This window comes from Nocardioides aquaticus, from assembly GCF_018459925.1.
Classification (GTDB): Bacteria; Actinomycetota; Actinomycetes; order Propionibacteriales; family Nocardioidaceae; genus Nocardioides; species Nocardioides aquaticus.
Genome location: NZ_CP075371.1, coordinates 2405772 through 2424592 on the forward strand (window position 1 = coordinate 2405772; position 18821 = coordinate 2424592).

Here is an 18821-nt window from a genome sequence, read left to right on the forward strand (position 1 = left end):
CAGGTCGGGTGGCGGACCCTGACGAGAGCGAGTGCCTGCTGTGCTTCCTGCGGCGGGCGGTGGTCGAGGACGGCTGCGCGCACGACTGGGCGCACGCCGTGCGCTTCCGTGACGTCCGCGTGCCGGCGGCGGTCGGCCTGGAGCGACGCCTGCAGGACGTCGGCGCCCGCTGCGACTGCACCGTGCTGGAGCGCGGCTGGTGGCCGGAGCGGACGCTGTGGCAGCGCGACCTCGACACCGACGAGCTGACCGAGCCGGTCCCGTGGCCCGGGTGCGCCGGGGTGGGCGCCACCTCGGCCAGGCCGTGCGCGCACTGGGTGCGGCGGACCCGGTGGGACGTGCCGTCGGGCTGGTGACCCGGTGGAGTGCTGCTCAGGTCCGGCGCGCGCGGAGCCGTGCGAGCAGCCACCCGGCGGCGCCGGTGCACCACAGCGCCCAGGCCACCAGCACCGGCTGGAAGAACAGCCGGACCAGGCGCGCCTGGTCGGTGTCGAGCCCGAAGGCGTCCCGGCCCTCGACGTACTGGGCGACGTTGCCGGGGAAGACCGCGACGAACAGCGCGGCCGTGACCAGGCCGGCGCCGACGCGTGCCCGCGCGGCCCGGCCGGGCAGGAGGGTCAGCAGGAGTGCGGCGCCGACCAGGACCTCGACCACGCCGGAGGCGACCACGACCAGGTCGACGTCCAGCGGGACCCACGGCGGGACCTGCGCCCGGAACTCCGTGCGCAGGACGGTGACGTGGGCGGTCCCGGCGGCCACCAGGAACGCGCCGAGCACCGCCTGGGCGAGGGACCGGACGAGGGCGGCGGGGGAGGGGCGGGGCACGCCACCATCGTGCCCGGTCGCCCATCGCGGTCTGGCTACGCTCGGAGGGCATGAGGTCCTCCCTGCCCGCCCCGCTCGTGGCACTGACCGCACTGGCCGCGCTGACGGGCTGTGCCGCCGCGCCGGAGCGCGAGCCGGCCAGCGACCGGGTGCGCGACGTCGCGGCCCGCGTACCGGCCACCGGGGCGTCGACGCCACCGGCGCCGCAGGCGGACCCCGAGGCGGGGCAGCGCCTGGAGCCGACCGGCCCGGTCACCTCCGACGGCACCCCGCGCGCGGCGACGTTGAGCGTGCCCGACCTCGGGCTGCGTGACTTCCCGGTGCAGGCCTACCGGGGGACCACCGACGACGTGGCCGGCACGGTGATCCAGGACGCCGGCGACCTGGCCAGCCCGTACGGGCCCGACGGCGGCGTCGGGCCGGGCGGGGTCGGCAACTACCTGGTCACCGGGCACCGGTTGTCGTCGACCGAGCCGTTCCTGGAGCTGCCGTCGCTGGAGCGCGGGGACCGGGTGACGGTCACGGCCGACGGGACCGACTACGTCTACGAGGTGCGGACGACGCGCGAGACGTCGTTCCGGGAGCCGGCGTCGCTGGCGGCCCAGCGCGCCGCCGTCCCGGGGCGGCCGGGCGCCGAGCCGACGCGGGCGATGATCACGCTGTCGACCTGCGCGACGCCGGAGGACCACGCCGAAGGCAACTACTGGTCCGACGAGAACGGCAACCCCGAGCACCGGATCGACAAGATCGGCGTCCTCGTGGCGTCGCGCCCGGCCTGAGCGTCCGCCTCCGCTAGCGTCTGCGGGTCACACGCACGACGTCGACGAGGATGAGGGAGCAGGACGGATGACCTGGTTGGTGACCGGAGGGGCGGGCTACATCGGCTCGCACGTCGTACGGGCCTTCCAGGCCGCGGACATCCCGGTGGTGGTCCTCGACGACCTCTCCTCGGGCTTCGAGCAGTTCCTGCCGGCGGGGGTCCCCTTCGAGCACGGCAGCGTGCTGGACGCCAAGCTGGTCGACCACACGCTGCAGGAGCACCAGGTCGAGGGGGTCGTGCACGTCGCGGGCTTCAAGTACGCCGGGGTGTCGATGCAGCGGCCGCTGCACACCTACGAGCAGAACGTGTCGGCGATGGTGATCCTGATGCAGTGCATGGAGGCCGTGGGTGCCGACAAGCTCGTCTTCTCCTCCAGCGCGGCCACCTTCGGCACGCCCGACGTCGACCTGGTCACCGAGACGACCCCGACGATGCCGGAGTCGCCGTACGGCGAGACCAAGCTGATCGGGGAGTGGATGCTGCGCGCCGCCGGGCGCGCGACGGGGCTGAAGCACACCAGCCTGCGCTACTTCAACGTCGTCGGCTCCGGGTCGCCGGACCTGTTCGACACCAGCCCGCACAACCTGTTCCCGCTGGTCTTCGACATGCTCGTGCGCGGCGACAACCCGCGGATCAACGGCGACGACTACGCCACGCCGGACGGCACCTGCGTCCGCGACTACATCCACGTCGCCGACCTCGCCGAGGCCCACGTGGCGGCCGCGCGGCGGCTGGCGGCCGACGAGCCGGTGGAGCGGGTCTACAACCTCGGCAGCGGCGGCGGGACGTCGGTCCGCGAGATCATGGACACCATCCGCGAGGTGACCGGCATCGACTTCACGCCGGACGTCGCGCCGCGCCGCGCCGGCGACCCCGACCGCATCGTCGCCTCCGGCGAGCTGGCCGCGCGCGACCTCGACTGGCAGATGCGGCACACGCTGCACGAGATGGTCTCGTCGGCCTGGCAGGCCCGCCAGGCCGCGGGGGACGCCTACCCGCGCTGACCCGCCCGCAGCACCGCGCGCACCCCGGGCTCGAGGGCGTCGGCCATCGCGGCGTACCCGAGGTCGTTGGGGTGGAAGAAGTCCGGCGCGAGCCGGCCCCGCCACGAGGTCGGGCCGGTCTCGCGCAGGTCGACCAGCACGACCCGGCCCCGGGCAGCGGCGCGGACGACGTGCTCGTTGGCGAGGTCGGCGGCCGCCGACGGCTGGGGGAGCGTGGGCACCAGCGACCCCGCCGGCAGCCGGTCGACCAGCTCGGCCATCGCGCTCGGCAGCGCCGCGCGCGCCTCGCGTCCGCCGAAGAGGTCGTTGGAGCCGACCAGCACCGTGACCAGGGCGGCCGGGGTGCCGTCCGGCTGGGTGGGCAGGCTCTCCAGCACGGGCAGCTGGCGGTCGAGGACGTCGCGGGTGCGGGCGCCGGTCGCGGACAGGTTGAGCACGGCCAGGTCGTGGCCGTCCGCGCGCAGGCGCTGGTCGAGCTGTCCGACCCAGCCGGCGTCGTGCGCCGAGGCGCCGACGCCCTGCGACATCGAGTCGCCGAGCACGACCCAGCGCCGACGGGGCTCCCGGACGGCGCGAGCGTTGTGGTCGCGCCACGCGGCGGCGTACCGGTCCACCTGCGCCCGCACCCGGCGCACCCCGGGGACGACGGCGTTGAGCAGCCGCATCGCGGGCCCGGGCGTACGGCCGGTGCTGGTGTCCCAGTCGGGCTCGGTCGCGGTCACGGATCCCAGTGTGCCGACCGGGTGCACGGGCGTGGCCTCACCCGGCGAGCACGCGAGCGAGGGTCCGGCGCCCGACGCGGCTGATGGCCGGGTGCGACCCGGCGTAGTACCAGACCAGGCCGAGGGCCTGCTGGAGCGCCCAGGCGCGACCGCGGGCCCACTCGAGGTCCGTGCATCCGAGGCGTCCGCGGAGCACGGCACGGGCCGGGGCGCCGAGCAGGTGCCACGCCGCGACGAGGTCCAGGGCACGGTCGGCGGGTCCGAAACCGCCGGTGTCGAGCAGCCCGCCGAGGCGGCCGTCGGTGACGACGACGTTGCCGGGCATCAGGTCGCCGTGGGTCATCACGTCCGGGCCGGCGGGCGGCAGGTCGCGCAGGTCGTCCCAGAGCGCGCCGAGCGAGGCGGTGTCGAGGTCGTGACCCACGCTCTGCGCGAGACAGTGGTCCACCCACTCGTCGTGGTCGGGCAGGTGCCCGCCACGCCCGTCCCGCCGCTCACCGACGAAGGTCCGTCCGCCGGTGCCCGAGGCGCGGAAGGCGTCGATGACGACCCCCAGGTCCTCGGCGAACGCAGCCGACCCGGCCGGGTCCTCGACGAGGGCGTCGTGGCCGGGCACCCAGGTCTGGACCGACCAGGGGAGGGGGTAGCCGTGGCCGGGACGGCCGAGGACGACGGGCAGTGGTGCCGGGACCGGGCAGACGACCGCGAGCGCCGCCGACGCCCTCGCCTCGGCCTGGAGAGCGGCCCCGACCTGGACGGCGTCGTCGCCGGTGAGGGGAAGTCGGACCGTCAGGTCCTCGCCGAGCCGGAAGACGGCGCACACGGTCCCGCCGCCGGCCACCGGACGGAGGGGCAGGGAGCGGTGCTGCGGGAGCTGGTCCTCGACGAGTCGCCTGACGAGGCCGGCGGTCACCGGCAGCTGGCCCTCGTGCAGCGGCCCCTCGTCGGTCACGTCGCCCCGAGCAGCCCGCGGCAGGCGTCCAGCCCGGTGACGGTGACGCCGGGCTCGCGCACCTCGGCCCAGTCGGCGGCGTCGAGACGGAGCCGGTCGGAGACGAGCACCTCGTCACCGCGGGCGTCGCGGGTGGTGCCGTCCGGGCGGTAGCCGAGGCTCCGCGAGACGCCTTGGGAGGCTTGGTTGTCGGGGAAGACGAAGGAGAGCGCGGAGGCGGCGGCGAGGTGGTCGAAGGCCAGGGACAGCACCCCGCGTCGGGCCTCGGTCCCGAGGCCCCGGCCCTGGTGCTCCAACCCCAGCCAGGTGTAGGTCGTGACCTCGCGGACGACGCCGAAGTCGCGGGCCGCCAGCCTGATGGCGCCGACCGGTTCGCCGTCGGTGGTGAAGACGCCGAGGCCCAGACGCCAGTCGTCGGGTGACCACGAGGCGAGGCGGTCCCAGTGCTCGAGCAGCACGAAGCGCGCCCGTTCCTCCGGCGTGCCCTCGGCCCAGGGCGTCAGGAACGGTCGTTCGTCGGGAGGGTGCACGCCGCGCGCGGCGAGGTCGGCCAGTGCGCCCAGCTCGTGCTCCCGGGGCAGGCGCAGGCGTAGTGAGGGGGTCGACACCTCGAGGCCGAACAGGGGCCAGTGGTCGTCGATCACGGGTGGAGCCTGCCAGCAGCGAGGGCCGGGGTCATCGGGTTATCCGGGCGGGCCGGCCTACCGCCTGATCTTCTTCAGGACGTACTCGCGTCCTCGGTGCCTGCGCATCTCGTAGGCGGGGTCGTGGGCCTTGCGGTGGTGGTGTCCGCACAGCGGGAGGGCGTTGGCCAGGTCGGTGGGTCCGCCCTTGGACCACTCGGTGAGGTGGTGCAGCTCGCACCACGCGAAGGGCCTCTCGCAGCCCGCGATACCGCAGGTGTCGTGCAGGACCGCGAGGGCGTGGGACTGGTGGCGGGTGAACCTGCGCCGGGACTTTCCGACGTCGACGGGCATCGACTCGCCACCGAGGACCACCGGCAGGTGGCCGGCGTTGCAGGCCAGGCGCCGGATCGAGCGGATGCTGATCGCTTCGCCGGTGGCCAGGGTCCCGGTCCCGAGGCCGGCGGCCATCTGGTCCAGGGCTGCGGTGATCAGCAGGCCGATGGTGTTGCCGTGGTCGAAACCTTGGGTGGGCAGGTGCTCGATGAGCTCGCAGAACCCCGCCCCGATCTTCTCCCCGTAGGAGGTGCCGTGCTGGGCGGGCTCATCAGTGATCGGGGCCCCGGTCGAGTCCTTGGTGTGGCGCCGGGGGCGGTGAGGCGCTCGAGGGCTGCTTGCAGGATCCGGCCGTGCAGGGTCGGGATCACGAACGTCCCACGGAAGGTCCCATCACCCCGGTCGTTGAGGGAGAGGTAGCACTCCCGGGCCGCGTCGTCCTCCTCAGCAGCCAGATCGTCGCCTTCCGCGGCGTCCGCTTCCTCCTTCGCCGGGAGCATGTTCGCGAAGACCCGCCGAGCCTCGTCACGCAGCCGTGCCGCGGTCATGGGTCGGCCCTTGGTGTTCGTGGGTGACGACTCGCCGGTCGCGGTGAGGACGAGGGATTCCTCGGCTGCGGTGATCTGCTCGGCCGTCAGGGCTTTGGGGGCGCGTTCGGCGGCACGGACGAGGACCTTGGCCTGCGAGAGACGCAGGGTTCCGGCCTCCAGCGCACGGCGGGTGTGGTGGTACTTGGTCTGGAGGAGTCGGGCGATCCAGAGCCCGCCGCGCAGGACCTCGGTGGGGTCGCCGGTCAGCTTCGCCAACCACGCCGCGGGGTCGGGGTCTGCCTCATCGCCCACGGGCCCGTGCTGGCCGCGGTCGCGCGCCTCGGCGAGGACCGCGAGCTTGTAGGCAGCGACCTGCGACTCCAGGGCGGTGATCTCGTGGGCGGCGGTGGTCAGGTCGGCGTTCGACAACGCCGTGGTCGACACCCCCGCCGCGGCCGAGACCGCACCCCGGGCGTCGAGCAGGGCACCGGTGACACGGACCCCGGGACGTACCGGCGCCGGGGCCGGCTCCCACGGTCCCTCGCACCCGAGGTCGGCGGCCTCGGTGTGGGTGTCGTGGGTGGTGGTCATGGGTCTACTCAAGCACTCGCCGCCGACATCGGTGCTGCTGAAACGGGGTTATCCACCCACGCCAGAGCAACAGTAGAACAAAGGTTCGCCTACAGTCGTGGGAGGGTGGTGGTGGGTGTCCGCGAGCGTCACCTCGAGGCGCCGCAAGCGTCATCTCGGCGTAGCGTGCCGGCGGTGACCAGCCCCACCGACGAGCCCACCGACGAGCCCACCGACCAGCACGCCGACCAGCACCTCGAGCTGGTCGACTGGCGCCACCGGATGGGCGCCGCCTTCGGGCTCGCCCGTGACGCCGCGGCGGCGGGGGAGGCGGCCCGCGGCCACGCCGCCTGGCGGGCAGCGCGCGACGAGCTGTTCCGCAGCCACCCCCAGTCGCCGCTGCCGGTCGACGACCCGCTGCGCGAGACCGGCCTGCCCTGGTTCGACTACGACCCGACGTACCGCTTCTCGGTCCCGGTCCGGCCGGCGCCCCAGGAGGTGCGGCCGGTCGTGGTGGGGGAGGACGGGACCCTCGAGCTGCGACGGATCGGGGTCGTCGACCTGCCGGACCCGGCCGGGGCGAGCCTCGACGTCTGGAGCCTCGCGCAGTACGGCGGGGGACTGTTCGTGCCGCTGCGCGACGGGACGGCGGGGCAGGAGACGTACGGCGGGGGCCGTTACCTGCTCGACACCGCCAAGGGTGCGTGGCTGGGCGGGCACGGCGACGAGATCGTGCTGGACCTGAACTTCGCCTACCACCCGTCGTGCCGCTACGACCCACGCTGGCAGTGCCCGCTGGCGCCGGAGGGAAACACCGTCAGCGCACGCGTCGAGGCGGGCGAGCGGCTGTCCTGAGGCACGCCCCGGTCGGCCGGACGCACCTCAGATGTGTCGCTTGACACATACCGGGCCGTTCGGCACCCTGTGGGCTCTACGCCGCACGTTTCCGCACTACGGAAACCTGTTCTCGCACGCCGGTACGACCTGCCGGCCGGTCCAACCAGCCTCCTCCCGCAACGAAGGATCCTCGATGGACAGCCTCCTCGTGCTCAGCCTGTTCGCCCTCGCCCCGATCGCGGTCATCGGCGTGCTGATCGCCGGCCTGCGATGGCCGGCCAAGCACGCGATGCCGATCGGCTTCGTCGTGGTCGTGGTGATCGCCCTGACGGTGTGGGACATGGACTCTGTCGCCGTCGCCGCGGCGAGCGTCCAGGGGCTGATCATCGCGCTGACGCTGCTCTGGATCGTCTTCGGGGCGCTGCTGCTGCTCGAGACGCTGACCAAGAGCGGCGCGATGTCCACCATCCGCGCCGGCTTCACCACCATCAGCCCGGACCGTCGCGTCCAGGCGATCATCATCGGCTGGCTCTTCGGCAGCTTCATCGAGGGCGCCTCCGGCTTCGGCACCCCGGCCGCCGTCGTGGCGCCGCTGCTGCTGGCTCTGGGCTTCCCGGCCATGGCTGCGGTGATGGTCGGTCTGATCATCCAGAGCACCCCGGTGAGCTTCGGGGCCGTCGGCACGCCGATGGTCGTGGGCATCGGCGAGGGTCTCGCCGGCGCCCCCGGGGTCGAGGACCGGATCTCGGTGCTCGGCGTGACCATGCCCGACTACGTCTCCCGGGTCGCTCTCGAGGTCGCCTCGATGCACGCGATCATCGGGTTCCTGATCCCGATGTTCCTGGTCTGCCTGCTGTGCGGCTTCTTCGGGGAGAACAAGCGCTTCGCGGACGGGCTGAAGGTCTGGAAGTTCGCCCTCTACGCGGCGCTGGCGATGACCGTCCCGTACGTCCTGGTCGCCGCGACGCTCGGCCCGGAGTTCCCCTCCCTCATCGGTGGGGCGGTCGGCCTGGCGCTGGTCATGTTCACCTCCAGCAGGGGCTTCCTGATGCCCGAGGAGACGTGGGACTTCCCGGCGCGCGAGCGCTGGGACTCCCGCTGGACCGGGAACATCGAGCCCGACGCCACGGTCCGCGCCGGCGGCAAGATGTCGATCGTGATGGCCTGGACCCCGTACGCCGTGGTCGCGGTGCTGCTCGTGATGACCCGCACCGTGCCGCCGCTGACCACCTTCTTGGACACCACCACCGCGATCCCGATCGAGAACATCTTCGGCACCGCGATCAGCCAGACCGTCCAGCCGCTCTTCCTGCCCGGCACGGTGTTCCTGGTGGTCTGCCTGCTGACCAACGTCCTCCACCGGATGTCGGTCGACCAGGTCAAGCAGTCCTGGAAGGTCGCCGGCAGCCAGATCGCCGGCGCCGGGGTCGCGCTGCTCTTCGCACTGCCGCTGGTGCGGGTGTTCATCAACTCCGGCGCCGACTTCAACGCCTCGGGCATGGCGAGCATGCCGCTGGTCCTCGCCGAGGGCGCCGCGGCGCTGACCGGTCAGGGATGGCCGATCATCGCACCCTGGATCGGCGCGCTCGGCGCCTTCGTGGCCGGCAGCAACACCGTCAGCAACCTGACCTTCTCGCTCTTCCAGTTCTCCACCGCGACGGAGATCGGAGTGAGCCCGGAGACCGTCGTGGCCACCCAGGCCGTCGGTGGCGCTGCGGGCAACATGATCACGATCCACAACATCGTGGCCGCCTCCGCGACGGTCGGGCTGCTCGGGCGCGAGGGCGACCTGATCCGCAAGACGATCATCCCGACCGTCTACTACTGCCTGGCCGCCGGTGCGATCTCGTTCGTCTGGATCAACGGGTTCGGCCTGAACGCCGGGTCGTTCCTGCTGGTCGCCGTGCTCCTCGGACTCGCGGCCCTGGTCGTGCTGATGCGTCGCCAGCCCGTCCGGTCGCACGCGGACGGTGCCGGCCGGGCCGGGGGAGACGGGCCCGCCGCGGGTTCCGGGGCAGGCGGTCGGCGTCGATCTTGATGAAGGTCGATGAAAGCATCGACGTTTGATGAACGTTGATGAAGGATGGGCGGATGGCCCCGCCGCGTAGCCCGTTCCGCCCGTCCTTCGGCACCAGCCCCCCGCTGGTGTCGGGGCGCGACGCGATCCTGGCCGAGCTCGGTGACGCGCTCGACGCCGGTCCCGGCGCGGCCGGGCGGGCGGCGCTGCTGACCGGCAACCGCGGCATCGGCAAGACGGTCGTGCTCAACGAGGCCGAGGCGCTGGCCCGCGAGCGCGGCTGGCTGGTGGTCTCGGAGACTGCGACGGCCGGGCTGCTGGACCGGTTGACCCACGACGGTCTGCCCGAGCTGGCCGACCTGATGCGCCAGGCACCGTCCTCGCGCCGTCGCGTCCGCGGCTTCTCGCTGCCCTCGGGCCTCGGCGGGCTCGAGTTCGAGCTGCCGGCCGAGACCGGCCCCGGCGGCCTGCGCCGCCAGCTCAACGCCCTCACCGACGTCCTCGACGAGCACGGGACCGGGGTGCTCGTCACGCTCGACGAGGTGCACGCCCGTGACGGCCGCGCCGACGTCGCCCAGCTCTGCGCCGTGGTCCAGCACGCGTTCCGCGAGGAGCGCCCGGTCGCCTTCGCCGCCGCCGGGCTGCCGGCCGCGGTCCAGGACCTGCTGGCCTCCGACGTCTCCACCTTCCTGCGCCGCGCCCGCCGGTTCGTCCTCGAACCACTGACGCCCGTCGCCGCCGAGGAGGCGCTGCGGGTGCCGATCCTGCAGGCGGGTCGCGAGGTCGCCGAGGCCGAGGTGGCGGCGATGGCGCTGGCCACGCACGGGTACCCGTACCTCGTCCAGGTGATCGGCGACCAGGTCTGGCGCCAGGACCCGGCGGCGCCGCGGATCACCGCGGACCACGTACGCGCCGGGGTCGCCGCCGCGGTCCGCGAGGCCGGGTTCGCGCTCCACGAACCCGCGATCAACGACCTCTCCGAGGGCGACCGGGCGTTCGTCCGGGCGATGGCCGAGGACGACACGGGGGAGTCCTCGATCGCCGACGTCGAGCGGCGGATGGGGCGCGACCACGGGTACGTCTCCCGCTACCGCGCCCGGCTGATCGTCGCCGGACTCGTCGAGCCGAGCCGGCGCGGCTACCTGCGGTTCACCATCCCGTACCTGCGCGAGTTCCTGCAGTCGCGACCCGACCACTTCTGACAGGGTCTCCTCACGCGCGGAGCCGGGCGATCCACGGGTGCCCGGGATGGGCGAGGGCGAGCGCGTCGACCAGCCATGCGCGGGGCTCGGCGTCCAGCAGCGGCAGGCAGGCCGCCAGGTCCTGGTCGTCCTTCGGCCGCCGACCGCGCGCCTTGTGGAGCAGCTGCACCTCGGGGCGCAGGTAGTCGATGCCGTCCCGGGCGACCAGGATCTCCTCCAGCGGGCGGGTGATGCGGCCGTCGCGCTTGAACGTCCAGGTCTCCTCGGTGGCGTCCATCAGGATCACGTCGTACTCCCACGGAGCTGCCCCGCCGTCCCTCAGCCACAGGTTCTCGCAGGAGCGGGGGAGCACGTCGTCGGTGGCGCTCAGCAGCGGCCACATCGTCCCGCTGTCCGCCGCCCAGACGTCGAGGCGGCCCCGCAGGTGCTCGCGCAGGAGACCGACGTCGGCGCGGGGGATGCTCGGATCGACGTCACCGTGCTCCCGGAGGACTCCCGTGTACGTCTCGATCGCCCACCCTCCGGCGATCCACCACCGCCCCGGGTAGTCGGCGAGGAGTGCCGCGGCATCGGCGGGCGTGCGAGGCGCCCAGGGCCCGAACAGGCGGACGGACTCGTCATGGTCCACGGCCGGCCGGTCAGCCGCGGGGGATCCAGCCCGAGGTGCCACGGTCGGGGGCGATGTCGGAGTCGGCTCCGTTCTCGGTGAGGACCGAGAACCGGACCGCCCCGTAGTCACCGTCGTGCAGGCAGGCCGACGGCATCGCCAGCCGGGCGACGTCCTCGGCCCACCGCACCCGCAGCCCGCGGCACGGGGTGGGCCGATCGATGTCACCGCGGTCGGTGAACGCACCGGGGAGGATCTGCTCGCGGACCGAGCCGTCGGCCTTCTTCGTGGCGATCAACCGCAGGCCCGAGTCGCCGCGCGGGTCGAGGCTCACGATGATGTCGCCCTTCTCGTCCTCAGCGAGGTTGACCCGGGCTACGACAAGACGGTCCTTGTTGTGCACCGTGGCGCGGGTGACGTCGAGGCGCTGAGGACCACCGGCGTCACCGACCGGGTCGCTCACCACCCCCGTCGCGGCGTGGACGGGAGGAGCGAGGCCCAGGGGAGCGGCCACGCCGAGGACCAGGGTGGCGGCGACGGCCGCCTTCGAGATGCGCATGCCCCTTGATCCCACACTGTGTGCGCCACGTCACGCGACCCGCCGTGAGGTGGGGTACAACGGAGTGGTGGAGCACCCGCGCCTGATGCACACCGCCCTGGACGCCAACGACGCCCGCGGACTCGCCGAGTTCTACCGCGAGCTCATGGGTTGGGGGTACCGACCGGGCGTCGTACGGTCGCCGTGCAGCGCGTCGACGAGCCCCTTGCCCGACCGACCTGGCCGACCCACCAGGTGCCGATGCAGCTTCACCTGGACTTCTCGGTGGGCGGCCGCGCGGAGCTCGAGCGGCACAAGGACCGGGCCGTCTCGCTCGGCGCTGCGGTGCTGCTCGACCGCTCCCACGATCAGGACGAGGCGCTCTACGTGCTGGCCGACCCGGCGGGCCACCCGTTCTGCCTGCTGACGACCGCGTGACGACGAACGCCTGACGACGACCGTCGGCCGGGGGAGCCGGGACGACGACGACCCGCCCCGGCGATCCGGGACGGGTCGTACGGATGCGGGCCGGAGCCCGTGATGCGTCAGTTCTTGAAGACGTCCTTGACGTCCTCGCCGGTCTGCTTCGCCGACGCCTTCGTCTGGTCGGACTTGCCCTCGGCCTTGAGCTTGTCGTTGTCGGTCACGTCGCCGGCGACCTCCTTGGCCTTGCCGAGCGCGTCCTGAGCGGCGTTCTTGGCCTTGTCAGCGATACCCATGGTGATTCCTCCTTGAATCGATGTGGTGACTGCTTCGAACACTGGGTAGTCGTGTGCTCACGCAGTGTCGTCACACCATTCGTGGGTGACCTGCACCACGTGGATCCAGTGGCTTCCGCACCGGCGCCCGGCCGCGGCCACGCACGCTGCCGAAGAATGGCGGTCGTTCTGCAGCCTCCAGGAGGCGGCGTCTAGTAGGAATGCGCCAACGCTCCTCGGACACCCGGGTGACGAGCACCGATTCCAGACGGAGGACCAGGAATGTCGCGGAGAGCCGCCCTCCGATCCAGGGGGTTGGCCGTGGGCGTGGTCCTCACCGGCCTCGTGGCCGCGGGCTGCACAGTCGCCACGCTGGGCGACGCCGATCCCGGTCCCTTGGCAGTCACGGAGGGCAGCGGCGAGTGGTGCCTGCCCGATTTCGAGACCGCCGGTGATGTCGTGCATGGAAGCGAGGTGCTCTACAACGAATCTGATGCCGTCCTGCAGATCACGGACGTGTCGCTCGTCGATGCCCGGAACCTCGAGATCAAAGGCAGCTATCAGGGCCCACTGAGAAACCTACTGGTGGGCACACTGCTGGGATGGCCCTCCGCCGAGCGCTTGCAGAAGCGGGGTTTCGAGCCTGTCGGGAGGATCGACCCGAACTCGCAGGCCAACCTCGTCGTTCTCCTTCGCTCCGGGGATGACGCGGATTCAGCAGACATCTCGGGTGTCCGGATCGAGTACGAGGCGGACGGTGAGACCTTCTGGGTCACGACCGGCTACTCGGTGATCTGGCGAAAGCGGTGCTGAGCTGTCACTCGGCAGTGGTGGAGGTCCGTGATCGAGGCGAGTCGCAGGCCACTCGACGTGGCACTGCCGCACGGCGCTTGGCGTCGGTCGTGACGACATCATCGGTCGTTGCACCGTACGTAGAGTGCGCGCCGTGGAGTCGATCGCGCGAAACCGACACCGTTGGGCCGCCGGGCTCTGGGTGGTCGTGGTCCTGCTGAACCTCGAGGCCCTCGCGAACGGTTGGCGCGGCGCGGTGTCGTTCGTCGGCAGCGCCATGGTCTACGGGGTCATCGCGTACATGGTGGGCTCGCGGCAGGACCGCGACCACGTGACGTTCTGGCGGCCACTGCTGGTGGTGTGGGTGTTCATCGTGGCCGCGACCGTCGCATGGACGATCTATCTCTCGGTCGCCGACGGCGAGATCGCGTGGCGCGCGGCCGAGTCGCTGATCCTCCAGGGGCTGCTGATGGCTCTGGTCATCTCTGCCTACCGACGGACCAATGCGGGTCGGCCCTGGCGGTCGACGCCGAACGGGGCTCCGACCGGAGCCTGAGTGACGACACCGTTGTCATTCACGGTCGGGGCCCAAGAGGAGTGCCAGCCTGACCTGATCTGACATAATGTCACTTATCGGCACTGCGGGTCGTCAGGTCAGGGCGCCTGGGCCGGGCGTCCGCGGGACCAGAGGTAGGCGACGTACGCCGCAGCTCCGAGTGCTCCGAAGCCGGTGACAGCCGCGACGAGCTCCTGGCCGCCTCTCACTGCCCGGACAGCAGCCACGACGAGGCTGACGAGCGCCAGCGCGACCGGGACAACCCGGGCTCGTGTGCTGACCTCCACCGGCGGGTCGGTGTTCTCGGCCTGCCCTTCCTGCCCTGGACGACCAGGACCAGGACGGCGACCACCACCAGGGCGGTGGTCACAGCAATGAAGGTCGGCTCGATCATCGCTCAGGCCTGGTCCTCTCTCGTAGGGCGTATGAGGCGGCGCGCCGGGTCAGTGATGACATAACGTGCACGCAGGGTCGGGGTCATGGAGCCCGCCGCGGACCTGCCACCGCCGGCTCAGCCGACGGCATCCTCGACCGCGTCCGCGATCGCCGGCACCAGCAGCGCGTACCCGGCCGCGGACAAGTGGACGCCGTCGTCGACGAACGCCTCCGACCCCAGCCGCGAGAGCACCCGCGGGGTGTCCACCAGCTCCGCACCCGCGTCGCCGAGGACGACTCCCCCGATCCGCTGGTAGCGCGCGACCAGCTCGTTGGTGCGGTCCACCTCGCGCTCCATCCGCAGCTCGTCGACCCCGGGCGGCGCGACGTGCACCCAGCGGTACGGCTGCACCTGCTCGACCAGCCGCTCCAGCTGCGCCCGGAAGTCGTCCGGGTCCACCTGCTTCCAGGGAGCGGCGTCGTTGGTGCCGACCGAGACCACCGCGACGTCGCGCGGGCCGACCCCGACCGCGTCGGCCTGGGCGAGCACGTCCGCAGCCACCGAGCCGCCCACTGCGGCGTTCACGACGTCGTCACCGATCCGGTCGAGGTCGTCGGTGATCCGGGCGAGGTGGCTGTCGCCGAGCAGCACGATGCGCATCGCCGGACCGTACCGACCCCGGGCCTCAGGGCGCGAACGCGCCGCCGTCGCCGAAGGCCAGCGCCGCGAACCGCTCACCGATCGTCCGGTGCGCCTCCGGGCCGGGGTGCAGTCCGTCGGCCAGCGGCATCGCGTCGTGCTCGGCAGGTCCGTAGAGGTCGAGCCCGCTGACCAGGTGGAGGTGCGGGTCCTCGCGCCGGCGCTGGGCGACGACCGCCGCCAGCTCCTCGCGCACGACCCGCAGCGTCAACCGGCCCGAGGCGACGTCGGCCGGGTCACCGGTGGCCACGAAGCCCGCCCGGCCCTCCGCGAAGGCGGCCGGGTCCGGCGCCGCCGGACCGGGGGTGTCCTCGTGGATCGGCGCCAGCACCGGCGTGACGACGACCAGCGGCACGTCGGGGTGCCCGTCGCGGATCGTGTCCAGGAACCCGTGGACCGCCGGGCCGAACGCCCGCCGTCGCATCAGGTCGAGGTTCACCACGTTGATGCCGAGCTTCACGCTGAGCAGGTCCGCCGGGGTGTCGCGCATCGCCCGGGCCGTGAACGGGTCCAGCAGCGCGCTCCCGCCGAGCCCCAGGTTGACCAGCTCCACGCCACCGCGCCGCGCGGCGACCACCGGCCAGGTCCCCATCGGGCTGGTGGCGTTCGACCCGTGGCTGATCGAGCTGCCGTGGTGCAGCCAGGTCCGCCGACCCGACGGCGACAGCGGCGCGACCGGGGCGTCGGAGCGCAGCGTCCCGACGACCGTGGTCTCGTCGTGGGGCAGCCAGATCTCGACGTCCTTCTCCCCCGCGCCCAGCCCGTCGATGCGCAGCGTGCCGGCCGGTCCTTCCCGCAGCGCGACCTGGCCCGTCCTCATGTCGATCTCGAGGACGTCACCCCCGCTCACGCTCCCCTGCACGACGAGCCGCCCGTCGACCACCACGTCGTAGACGCCGTCCGGACGAGGCGGCAGCCCCGTGTAGACACGCTTGGTCGGCACCGTGTCGAGCTCGAGGACGGTCGCGGTCGTCCGCAGCGCCAGGCGTACGCCGGCCGGCTGGCTCTCGGCCAGCGCCAGCTGCGGGTCCGCGCACTGCGCCCGGGCCCGAGCCGGCAACCGGTGCGGGAGGATCCCTCGCGGCGTCTGCTCGACCTCGAGCGCACCGCGGAGCAGCGCGGCGGTGACCGGGGTCGTCACCCACGTCTGGTCCGTCATCGCTGCTCCTCCCCCGGCCAGGTCCGCAGCAGGTGGTCGACCGCGTCGACGACCCGCTCCCAGCTGGTGCCGGCGTCGGGCGCGCTGTGGTCGAACCCGCCGGCCAGCTCCAGGCTGCTCCACCCGTGGAACAGGCTGCCGAGCAGGCGTACGGCGTGCGTGGAGTCCGGCTCCGTGAGGTCGTAGCCGCGCAGCAGCGCGCGCGTCATCGCGGCGTGCCGCGGCCCGGCACTGGCCGCGGCGGTGGTGGTGTCCATCGGCAGCCGGGCGGCGGCGTACCGGCCGGGGTGCTCCCGGGCGTAGGTCCGGTAGCTGCTGCCCAGCGCGGCCAGGGCCTCCCGGCCCGACCTGCCCGCCAGCGCCTCCGCCGACCGGTCGGCCATCTCCTCCAGCGCCAGCAGCGCGATCTGCGTGCGGAGCCCGGTCGACCCGGCCACGTGGGAGTACAGGCTCGGGGTCGCCACCTCAAGCCGTCGGGCCAGGTCCGAGACGGTGACCCGGTCGAAGCCCACCTCGTCGGCCAGCTCCGCCCCCGCCTCGGCCACCCGTCGGGTGCTCAGTCCTGCTCGCTCCATGCCGCGATCCTAACACCCTTAGGTGATTGCCGATGACCCTGAGGAACGCCCGGGTTACGGTCGCTCGATGGAGGTCACGATCCGTCCCGCCCAACGCTTCCCCGACGTGGCGGCCGTCCTCGGCCCCCGCAACCCGACGTCCTCGGTGTGCTGGTGCCTCAGCCACCGCCTCGACTCCCGGACGAACAACGCCCTCGTCGGACCCGAGCGTGGGGCGTACGTCGAGCGGCTGCTCGAGCAGGTCGTGGCGCCCGGGGTGCTGGCCTACGACGGGGACGAGGTCGTCGGCTGGGCGGCGGTCGCGCCCCGCTCGACCCTGCCGTTCGCCCGCTCCCGCACGATCCCCCACGTCGACGACCTCCCCGCCTGGTCCCTGTGGTGCGTGAAGGTGCGGGCCGGGTTCCGTGGCCGCGGCATCGCGCCCCACCTGGTGACCGGGGCGGCCGACTACGCCGAGAGCCAGGGCGCCCCCGCCGTCGAGGGCTACCCGGTGGACAACCGGGGGGCGAAGGTCGACCTGACCATGGCCTACGTCGGCACGCTCGCGCTGTTCGAGTCGGCCGGCTTCACCAAGGTGGCCGACACCGACGCCGTCTCGGGCGGCTTCCCCCGGGTGGTCGTGCGGCGACCCGCCTGAGCGCCGAGGCGGGACCGACCGGGTTCAGCGGTCGCCGGCCGTGAGGAAGACCCGCAGCGCCGACACGAACGCCTCCGGCTTCTCCGAGTGCACCCAGTGCCCGGCGCCCTTGATGGTGACCTGGGTGGTGCGGGGGAACAGGCGCCGCATCGCCGGCTCGTGCTCGGGCAGCACGTAGCGCGACCGCTCCCCCGCCATCCACAGCACCGGGTGGTCGAAGGCCGCCTCCAGGTCGGGGAAGCCCCCGATGTCGGCCAGCTCGCGGCGGAGCAGGTCCAGGTTCGCCTGCCAGCGGAAGCCGCCGCCCTCCGAGCCGGAGCCGGAGCGCAGGTTCTGCAGCAGGAAGCCGCGGACCCGCTCGTCGTCGATCGCCTCCCGCAGCTGCTCGTCGGCGTCACCGCGCCGCTCCAGCGTCGTCAGGTCGACGCCGGCCAGCGCCCCGAGCAGGTGCTCGAACTCGCCCGCGCCGTCGCTGGTCGCCGGCGAGATGTCCACCACGACCAGCCGGTCGACGAGGTCGGGGTGGCTCAGCGCCAGCACCATCGCCACCTTGCCCCCATCGAGTGGCCCACGAGGTGCACCGGCTCCCCGCCGTACGTCGTCCGCAGCCAGGTGGCGACCACCTCGGCGACCACGACGTAGTCGGCCTCCTCCGTCCACGCGGAGCGGCCGTGGTTGGGCAGGTCGACCAGCACCGAGCGCAGGTCGGGCACCAGCGCCTTCGCGGCCTGGGTGAAGTTGCGGCCCTGGCCGAAGAGACCGTGCAGGAAGACCACCCGCGGGCCGGTGTCGCCGACCTCGGTGGCGTGGATGGTCGGCGTCTGGTCCTCGGCGCTGCTCACCGGCCCAGCCTAGTGAGACGCCACCCGTCGCCCCGGACCCGCGGTCCTAGCCTCGACGCATGACCCCGGAGCACGTCTACACCCACGGCCACCACGAGTCCGTCCTGCGCTCGCACCGCTGGCGCACCGCCGAGAACTCCGCCGGCCACCTCCTGGCGGTGCTGCCGGAGCTCGCGCAGCGGGTCGCCGGCACCGACGGTCTGCACCTGCTCGACGTCGGCAGCGGGCCGGGCACGATCACCGCCGACCTGGCGCGGGCGGTGGCTCCGGGCCGGGTCACCGCGCTCGAGGTCGGCGAGGACGCCCTCGACCTGACCCGCCGCGAGCTCACGGCCCAGGGCGTCACCGGGGTGGAGCTCGTCGTCGGCGACGTCCACGCCCTCGACCTGCCCGACGACAGCGTCGACGTCGTCCACGCCCACCAGGTGCTGCAGCACGTCGCCGACCCCGTGCAGGCGCTGCGCGAGATGCGTCGGGTCACGCGGCCCGGTGGCCTGGTCGCCGTGCGGGACAGCGACTACGCCGCCTTCACCTGGTGGCCGCGCGTGCCCGAGCTCGACGAGTGGCTGGTCCTGTACCGCGACGCGGCGCGGGCCAACGGCGGCGAGCCGGACGCGGGCCGCCGGCTGCTGTCATGGGCCCGCGCCGCGGGACTCACCGACCTGCGCCCGTCCTCGAGCACCTGGTGCTTCGCCACCCCCGAGGACCGGGCCTGGTGGGGCGGGCTGTGGGCCGACCGGATCACCGCCTCGGCGCTGGCCGAGCAGCTGGTCTCCGAGGGCCGGGCCACCCGCGACGACCTCGAGCGGGTCGCCGCGGGCTGGCGCACCTGGGCGGCCGACCCGGACGGGTGGCTGTCCCTGCTGCACGGCGAGCTGCTGGCCGTGGTCTGAGCCCCGGGGAC

24 protein-coding genes and 1 pseudogene are annotated in these 18821 nt (G+C 73.1%); 11 read left to right on the plus strand and 14 right to left on the minus strand.

Annotated features, from left to right (window positions below; all coding sequences use genetic code 11):
• The first annotated feature begins 8 nt into the window (after positions 1-8).
• Positions 9-356, plus strand: a complete 348-nt coding sequence (locus tag ENKNEFLB_RS11660; RefSeq protein WP_214055592.1) for a DUF2695 domain-containing protein — start codon at positions 9-11, stop codon at positions 354-356.
• A 16-nt stretch (positions 357-372) separates the two neighbouring features.
• Here ENKNEFLB_RS11660 and ENKNEFLB_RS11665 read toward each other — a convergent pair whose 3' ends face one another.
• Positions 373-825: a DoxX family protein gene (locus tag ENKNEFLB_RS11665; protein ID WP_214055593.1), complete on the minus strand. Its 453-nt coding sequence runs from the start codon at positions 823-825 to the stop codon at positions 373-375.
• Between the two features lie 50 nt (positions 826-875).
• On the opposite strand from ENKNEFLB_RS11665, the gene ENKNEFLB_RS11670 reads away from it, so the two are divergent.
• Positions 876-1604 carry a class E sortase gene (locus tag ENKNEFLB_RS11670; protein ID WP_214055594.1) on the plus strand — a complete coding sequence of 243 codons (729 nt, stop codon included), beginning with the start codon at positions 876-878 and terminating at the stop codon, positions 1602-1604.
• Positions 1605-1671: 67 nt separating this feature from the next.
• Entirely contained in the window at positions 1672-2649 is a 978-nt protein-coding gene (gene galE / locus ENKNEFLB_RS11675; protein ID WP_214055595.1) for a UDP-glucose 4-epimerase GalE, read from the plus strand.
• Here galE and ENKNEFLB_RS11680 read toward each other — a convergent pair.
• The 5 genes from ENKNEFLB_RS11680 to ENKNEFLB_RS11700 are packed head-to-tail and all read right to left on the minus strand — an operon-like array spanning position 2637 to position 6403.
• Positions 2637-3371, minus strand: a complete 735-nt coding sequence (locus tag ENKNEFLB_RS11680; RefSeq protein WP_214055596.1) for an SGNH/GDSL hydrolase family protein — start codon at positions 3369-3371, stop codon at positions 2637-2639. The two genes, galE and ENKNEFLB_RS11680, sit on opposite strands and share 13 nt — an antisense overlap.
• A gap of 37 nt (positions 3372-3408) precedes the next feature.
• Complete coding sequence (locus ENKNEFLB_RS11685) at positions 3409-4323, minus strand: phosphotransferase (protein WP_246535490.1); 915 nt, start codon at positions 4321-4323, stop codon at positions 3409-3411.
• On the minus strand, positions 4320-4967 hold the full coding sequence (locus ENKNEFLB_RS11690) for a GNAT family N-acetyltransferase (protein ID WP_214055597.1): 648 nt from the start codon (positions 4965-4967) through the stop codon (positions 4320-4322). The genes ENKNEFLB_RS11685 and ENKNEFLB_RS11690 overlap by 4 nt, the downstream gene beginning before the upstream one ends.
• A gap of 57 nt (positions 4968-5024) precedes the next feature.
• Positions 5025-5417: an HNH endonuclease signature motif containing protein gene (locus ENKNEFLB_RS11695; RefSeq protein WP_214055598.1), complete on the minus strand. Its 393-nt coding sequence runs from the start codon at positions 5415-5417 to the stop codon at positions 5025-5027.
• A 20-nt stretch (positions 5418-5437) separates the two neighbouring features.
• A complete protein-coding gene (locus ENKNEFLB_RS11700) occupies positions 5438-6403 on the minus strand; it encodes a hypothetical protein (protein ID WP_214055599.1) in 966 nt (321 codons plus the stop codon).
• Between the two features lie 174 nt (positions 6404-6577).
• Between ENKNEFLB_RS11700 and ENKNEFLB_RS11705 the strand changes: the two genes are divergently transcribed.
• From ENKNEFLB_RS11705 to ENKNEFLB_RS11715, 3 genes are all read left to right on the plus strand, one after another.
• A complete protein-coding gene (locus ENKNEFLB_RS11705) occupies positions 6578-7237 on the plus strand; it encodes a DUF1684 domain-containing protein (protein WP_214055600.1) in 660 nt (219 codons plus the stop codon).
• 175 nt (positions 7238-7412) lie between these two features.
• Positions 7413-9257: an L-lactate permease gene (locus ENKNEFLB_RS11710; RefSeq protein ID WP_214055601.1), complete on the plus strand. Its 1845-nt coding sequence runs from the start codon at positions 7413-7415 to the stop codon at positions 9255-9257.
• A gap of 53 nt (positions 9258-9310) precedes the next feature.
• A complete protein-coding gene (locus tag ENKNEFLB_RS11715; RefSeq protein ID WP_214055602.1) occupies positions 9311-10438 on the plus strand; it encodes an ATP-binding protein in 1128 nt (375 codons plus the stop codon).
• A gap of 10 nt (positions 10439-10448) precedes the next feature.
• Here the strand turns inward: ENKNEFLB_RS11715 and ENKNEFLB_RS11720 are convergent, their stop codons facing one another.
• Positions 10449-11066: a hypothetical protein gene (locus ENKNEFLB_RS11720; protein WP_246535491.1), complete on the minus strand. Its 618-nt coding sequence runs from the start codon at positions 11064-11066 to the stop codon at positions 10449-10451.
• A 10-nt stretch (positions 11067-11076) separates the two neighbouring features.
• Positions 11077-11604: a hypothetical protein gene (locus tag ENKNEFLB_RS11725; RefSeq protein WP_214055603.1), complete on the minus strand. Its 528-nt coding sequence runs from the start codon at positions 11602-11604 to the stop codon at positions 11077-11079.
• 150 nt (positions 11605-11754) lie between these two features.
• Between ENKNEFLB_RS11725 and ENKNEFLB_RS11730 the strand changes: the two genes are divergently transcribed.
• On the plus strand, positions 11755-12021 hold the full coding sequence (locus ENKNEFLB_RS11730; protein ID WP_420830501.1) for a VOC family protein: 267 nt from the start codon (positions 11755-11757) through the stop codon (positions 12019-12021).
• Positions 12022-12128: 107 nt separating this feature from the next.
• Here the strand turns inward: ENKNEFLB_RS11730 and ENKNEFLB_RS11735 are convergent, their stop codons facing one another.
• Positions 12129-12302 carry a CsbD family protein gene (locus tag ENKNEFLB_RS11735; RefSeq protein ID WP_214055604.1) on the minus strand — a complete coding sequence of 58 codons (174 nt, stop codon included), beginning with the start codon at positions 12300-12302 and terminating at the stop codon, positions 12129-12131.
• 300 nt (positions 12303-12602) lie between these two features.
• On the opposite strand from ENKNEFLB_RS11735, the gene ENKNEFLB_RS11740 reads away from it, so the two are divergent.
• Positions 12603-13094 carry a hypothetical protein gene (locus tag ENKNEFLB_RS11740; protein WP_214055605.1) on the plus strand — a complete coding sequence of 164 codons (492 nt, stop codon included), beginning with the start codon at positions 12603-12605 and terminating at the stop codon, positions 13092-13094.
• A 133-nt stretch (positions 13095-13227) separates the two neighbouring features.
• Positions 13228-13629, plus strand: coding sequence for a hypothetical protein (locus ENKNEFLB_RS11745; protein WP_214055606.1), 402 nt, complete (start codon positions 13228-13230; stop codon positions 13627-13629).
• A gap of 205 nt (positions 13630-13834) precedes the next feature.
• Here ENKNEFLB_RS11745 and ENKNEFLB_RS11750 read toward each other — a convergent pair whose 3' ends face one another.
• The 4 genes from ENKNEFLB_RS11750 to ENKNEFLB_RS11765 all read right to left on the minus strand — a co-directional run bounded on the left by ENKNEFLB_RS11750 (position 13835) and on the right by ENKNEFLB_RS11765 (position 16438).
• On the minus strand, positions 13835-14023 hold the full coding sequence (locus ENKNEFLB_RS11750; protein ID WP_214055607.1) for a hypothetical protein: 189 nt from the start codon (positions 14021-14023) through the stop codon (positions 13835-13837).
• A gap of 117 nt (positions 14024-14140) precedes the next feature.
• Entirely contained in the window at positions 14141-14665 is a 525-nt protein-coding gene (locus tag ENKNEFLB_RS11755; protein ID WP_214055608.1) for an SGNH/GDSL hydrolase family protein, read from the minus strand.
• Between the two features lie 25 nt (positions 14666-14690).
• Positions 14691-15863: a GDSL-type esterase/lipase family protein gene (locus tag ENKNEFLB_RS11760; protein ID WP_214055609.1), complete on the minus strand. Its 1173-nt coding sequence runs from the start codon at positions 15861-15863 to the stop codon at positions 14691-14693.
• Positions 15860-16438 carry a TetR/AcrR family transcriptional regulator gene (locus tag ENKNEFLB_RS11765; RefSeq protein ID WP_214055610.1) on the minus strand — a complete coding sequence of 193 codons (579 nt, stop codon included), beginning with the start codon at positions 16436-16438 and terminating at the stop codon, positions 15860-15862. Before ENKNEFLB_RS11765 ends, ENKNEFLB_RS11760 begins: the two co-directional genes overlap by 4 nt.
• Before the next feature lie 67 nt (positions 16439-16505).
• Here ENKNEFLB_RS11765 and ENKNEFLB_RS11770 point away from each other — a divergent pair, with 67 nt between their 5' ends.
• Positions 16506-17075, plus strand: coding sequence for a GNAT family N-acetyltransferase (locus ENKNEFLB_RS11770; RefSeq protein WP_214055611.1), 570 nt, complete (start codon positions 16506-16508; stop codon positions 17073-17075).
• A gap of 24 nt (positions 17076-17099) precedes the next feature.
• Here ENKNEFLB_RS11770 and ENKNEFLB_RS23175 read toward each other — a convergent pair.
• A pseudogene (locus ENKNEFLB_RS23175) lies at positions 17100-17917 on the minus strand (alpha/beta fold hydrolase).
• Positions 17918-17976: 59 nt separating this feature from the next.
• On the opposite strand from ENKNEFLB_RS23175, the gene ENKNEFLB_RS11780 reads away from it, so the two are divergent.
• Positions 17977-18810 carry a class I SAM-dependent methyltransferase gene (locus ENKNEFLB_RS11780; protein WP_214055612.1) on the plus strand — a complete coding sequence of 278 codons (834 nt, stop codon included), beginning with the start codon at positions 17977-17979 and terminating at the stop codon, positions 18808-18810.
• The last annotated feature ends 11 nt before the right edge of the window (positions 18811-18821 follow it).

What these genes read in the sequence shown, in the direction of transcription:
- ENKNEFLB_RS11670 (WP_214055594.1), top strand. Translation starts at nt 876, where the DNA reads ATGAGGTCCTCCCTGCCCGCCCCGCTCGTGGCACTGACCGCACTGGCC.
- galE (WP_214055595.1), top strand. Translation starts at nt 1,672, where the DNA reads ATGACCTGGTTGGTGACCGGAGGGGCGGGCTACATCGGCTCGCACGTC.
- ENKNEFLB_RS11695 (WP_214055598.1), bottom strand. Translation starts at nt 5,417, where the DNA reads ATGGCCGCCGGCCTCGGGACCGGGACCCTGGCCACCGGCGAAGCGATC.
- ENKNEFLB_RS11700 (WP_214055599.1), bottom strand. Translation starts at nt 6,403, where the DNA reads ATGACCACCACCCACGACACCCACACCGAGGCCGCCGACCTCGGGTGC.
- ENKNEFLB_RS11710 (WP_214055601.1), top strand. Translation starts at nt 7,413, where the DNA reads ATGGACAGCCTCCTCGTGCTCAGCCTGTTCGCCCTCGCCCCGATCGCG.
- ENKNEFLB_RS11715 (WP_214055602.1), top strand. Translation starts at nt 9,311, where the DNA reads ATGGCCCCGCCGCGTAGCCCGTTCCGCCCGTCCTTCGGCACCAGCCCC.
- ENKNEFLB_RS11725 (WP_214055603.1), bottom strand. Translation starts at nt 11,604, where the DNA reads ATGCGCATCTCGAAGGCGGCCGTCGCCGCCACCCTGGTCCTCGGCGTG.
- ENKNEFLB_RS11735 (WP_214055604.1), bottom strand. Translation starts at nt 12,302, where the DNA reads ATGGGTATCGCTGACAAGGCCAAGAACGCCGCTCAGGACGCGCTCGGC.
- ENKNEFLB_RS11750 (WP_214055607.1), bottom strand. Translation starts at nt 14,023, where the DNA reads ATGATCGAGCCGACCTTCATTGCTGTGACCACCGCCCTGGTGGTGGTC.
- ENKNEFLB_RS11755 (WP_214055608.1), bottom strand. Translation starts at nt 14,665, where the DNA reads ATGCGCATCGTGCTGCTCGGCGACAGCCACCTCGCCCGGATCACCGAC.
- ENKNEFLB_RS11760 (WP_214055609.1), bottom strand. Translation starts at nt 15,863, where the DNA reads ATGACGGACCAGACGTGGGTGACGACCCCGGTCACCGCCGCGCTGCTC.
- ENKNEFLB_RS11765 (WP_214055610.1), bottom strand. Translation starts at nt 16,438, where the DNA reads ATGGAGCGAGCAGGACTGAGCACCCGACGGGTGGCCGAGGCGGGGGCG.
- ENKNEFLB_RS11770 (WP_214055611.1), top strand. Translation starts at nt 16,506, where the DNA reads ATGGAGGTCACGATCCGTCCCGCCCAACGCTTCCCCGACGTGGCGGCC.
- ENKNEFLB_RS11780 (WP_214055612.1), top strand. Translation starts at nt 17,977, where the DNA reads ATGACCCCGGAGCACGTCTACACCCACGGCCACCACGAGTCCGTCCTG.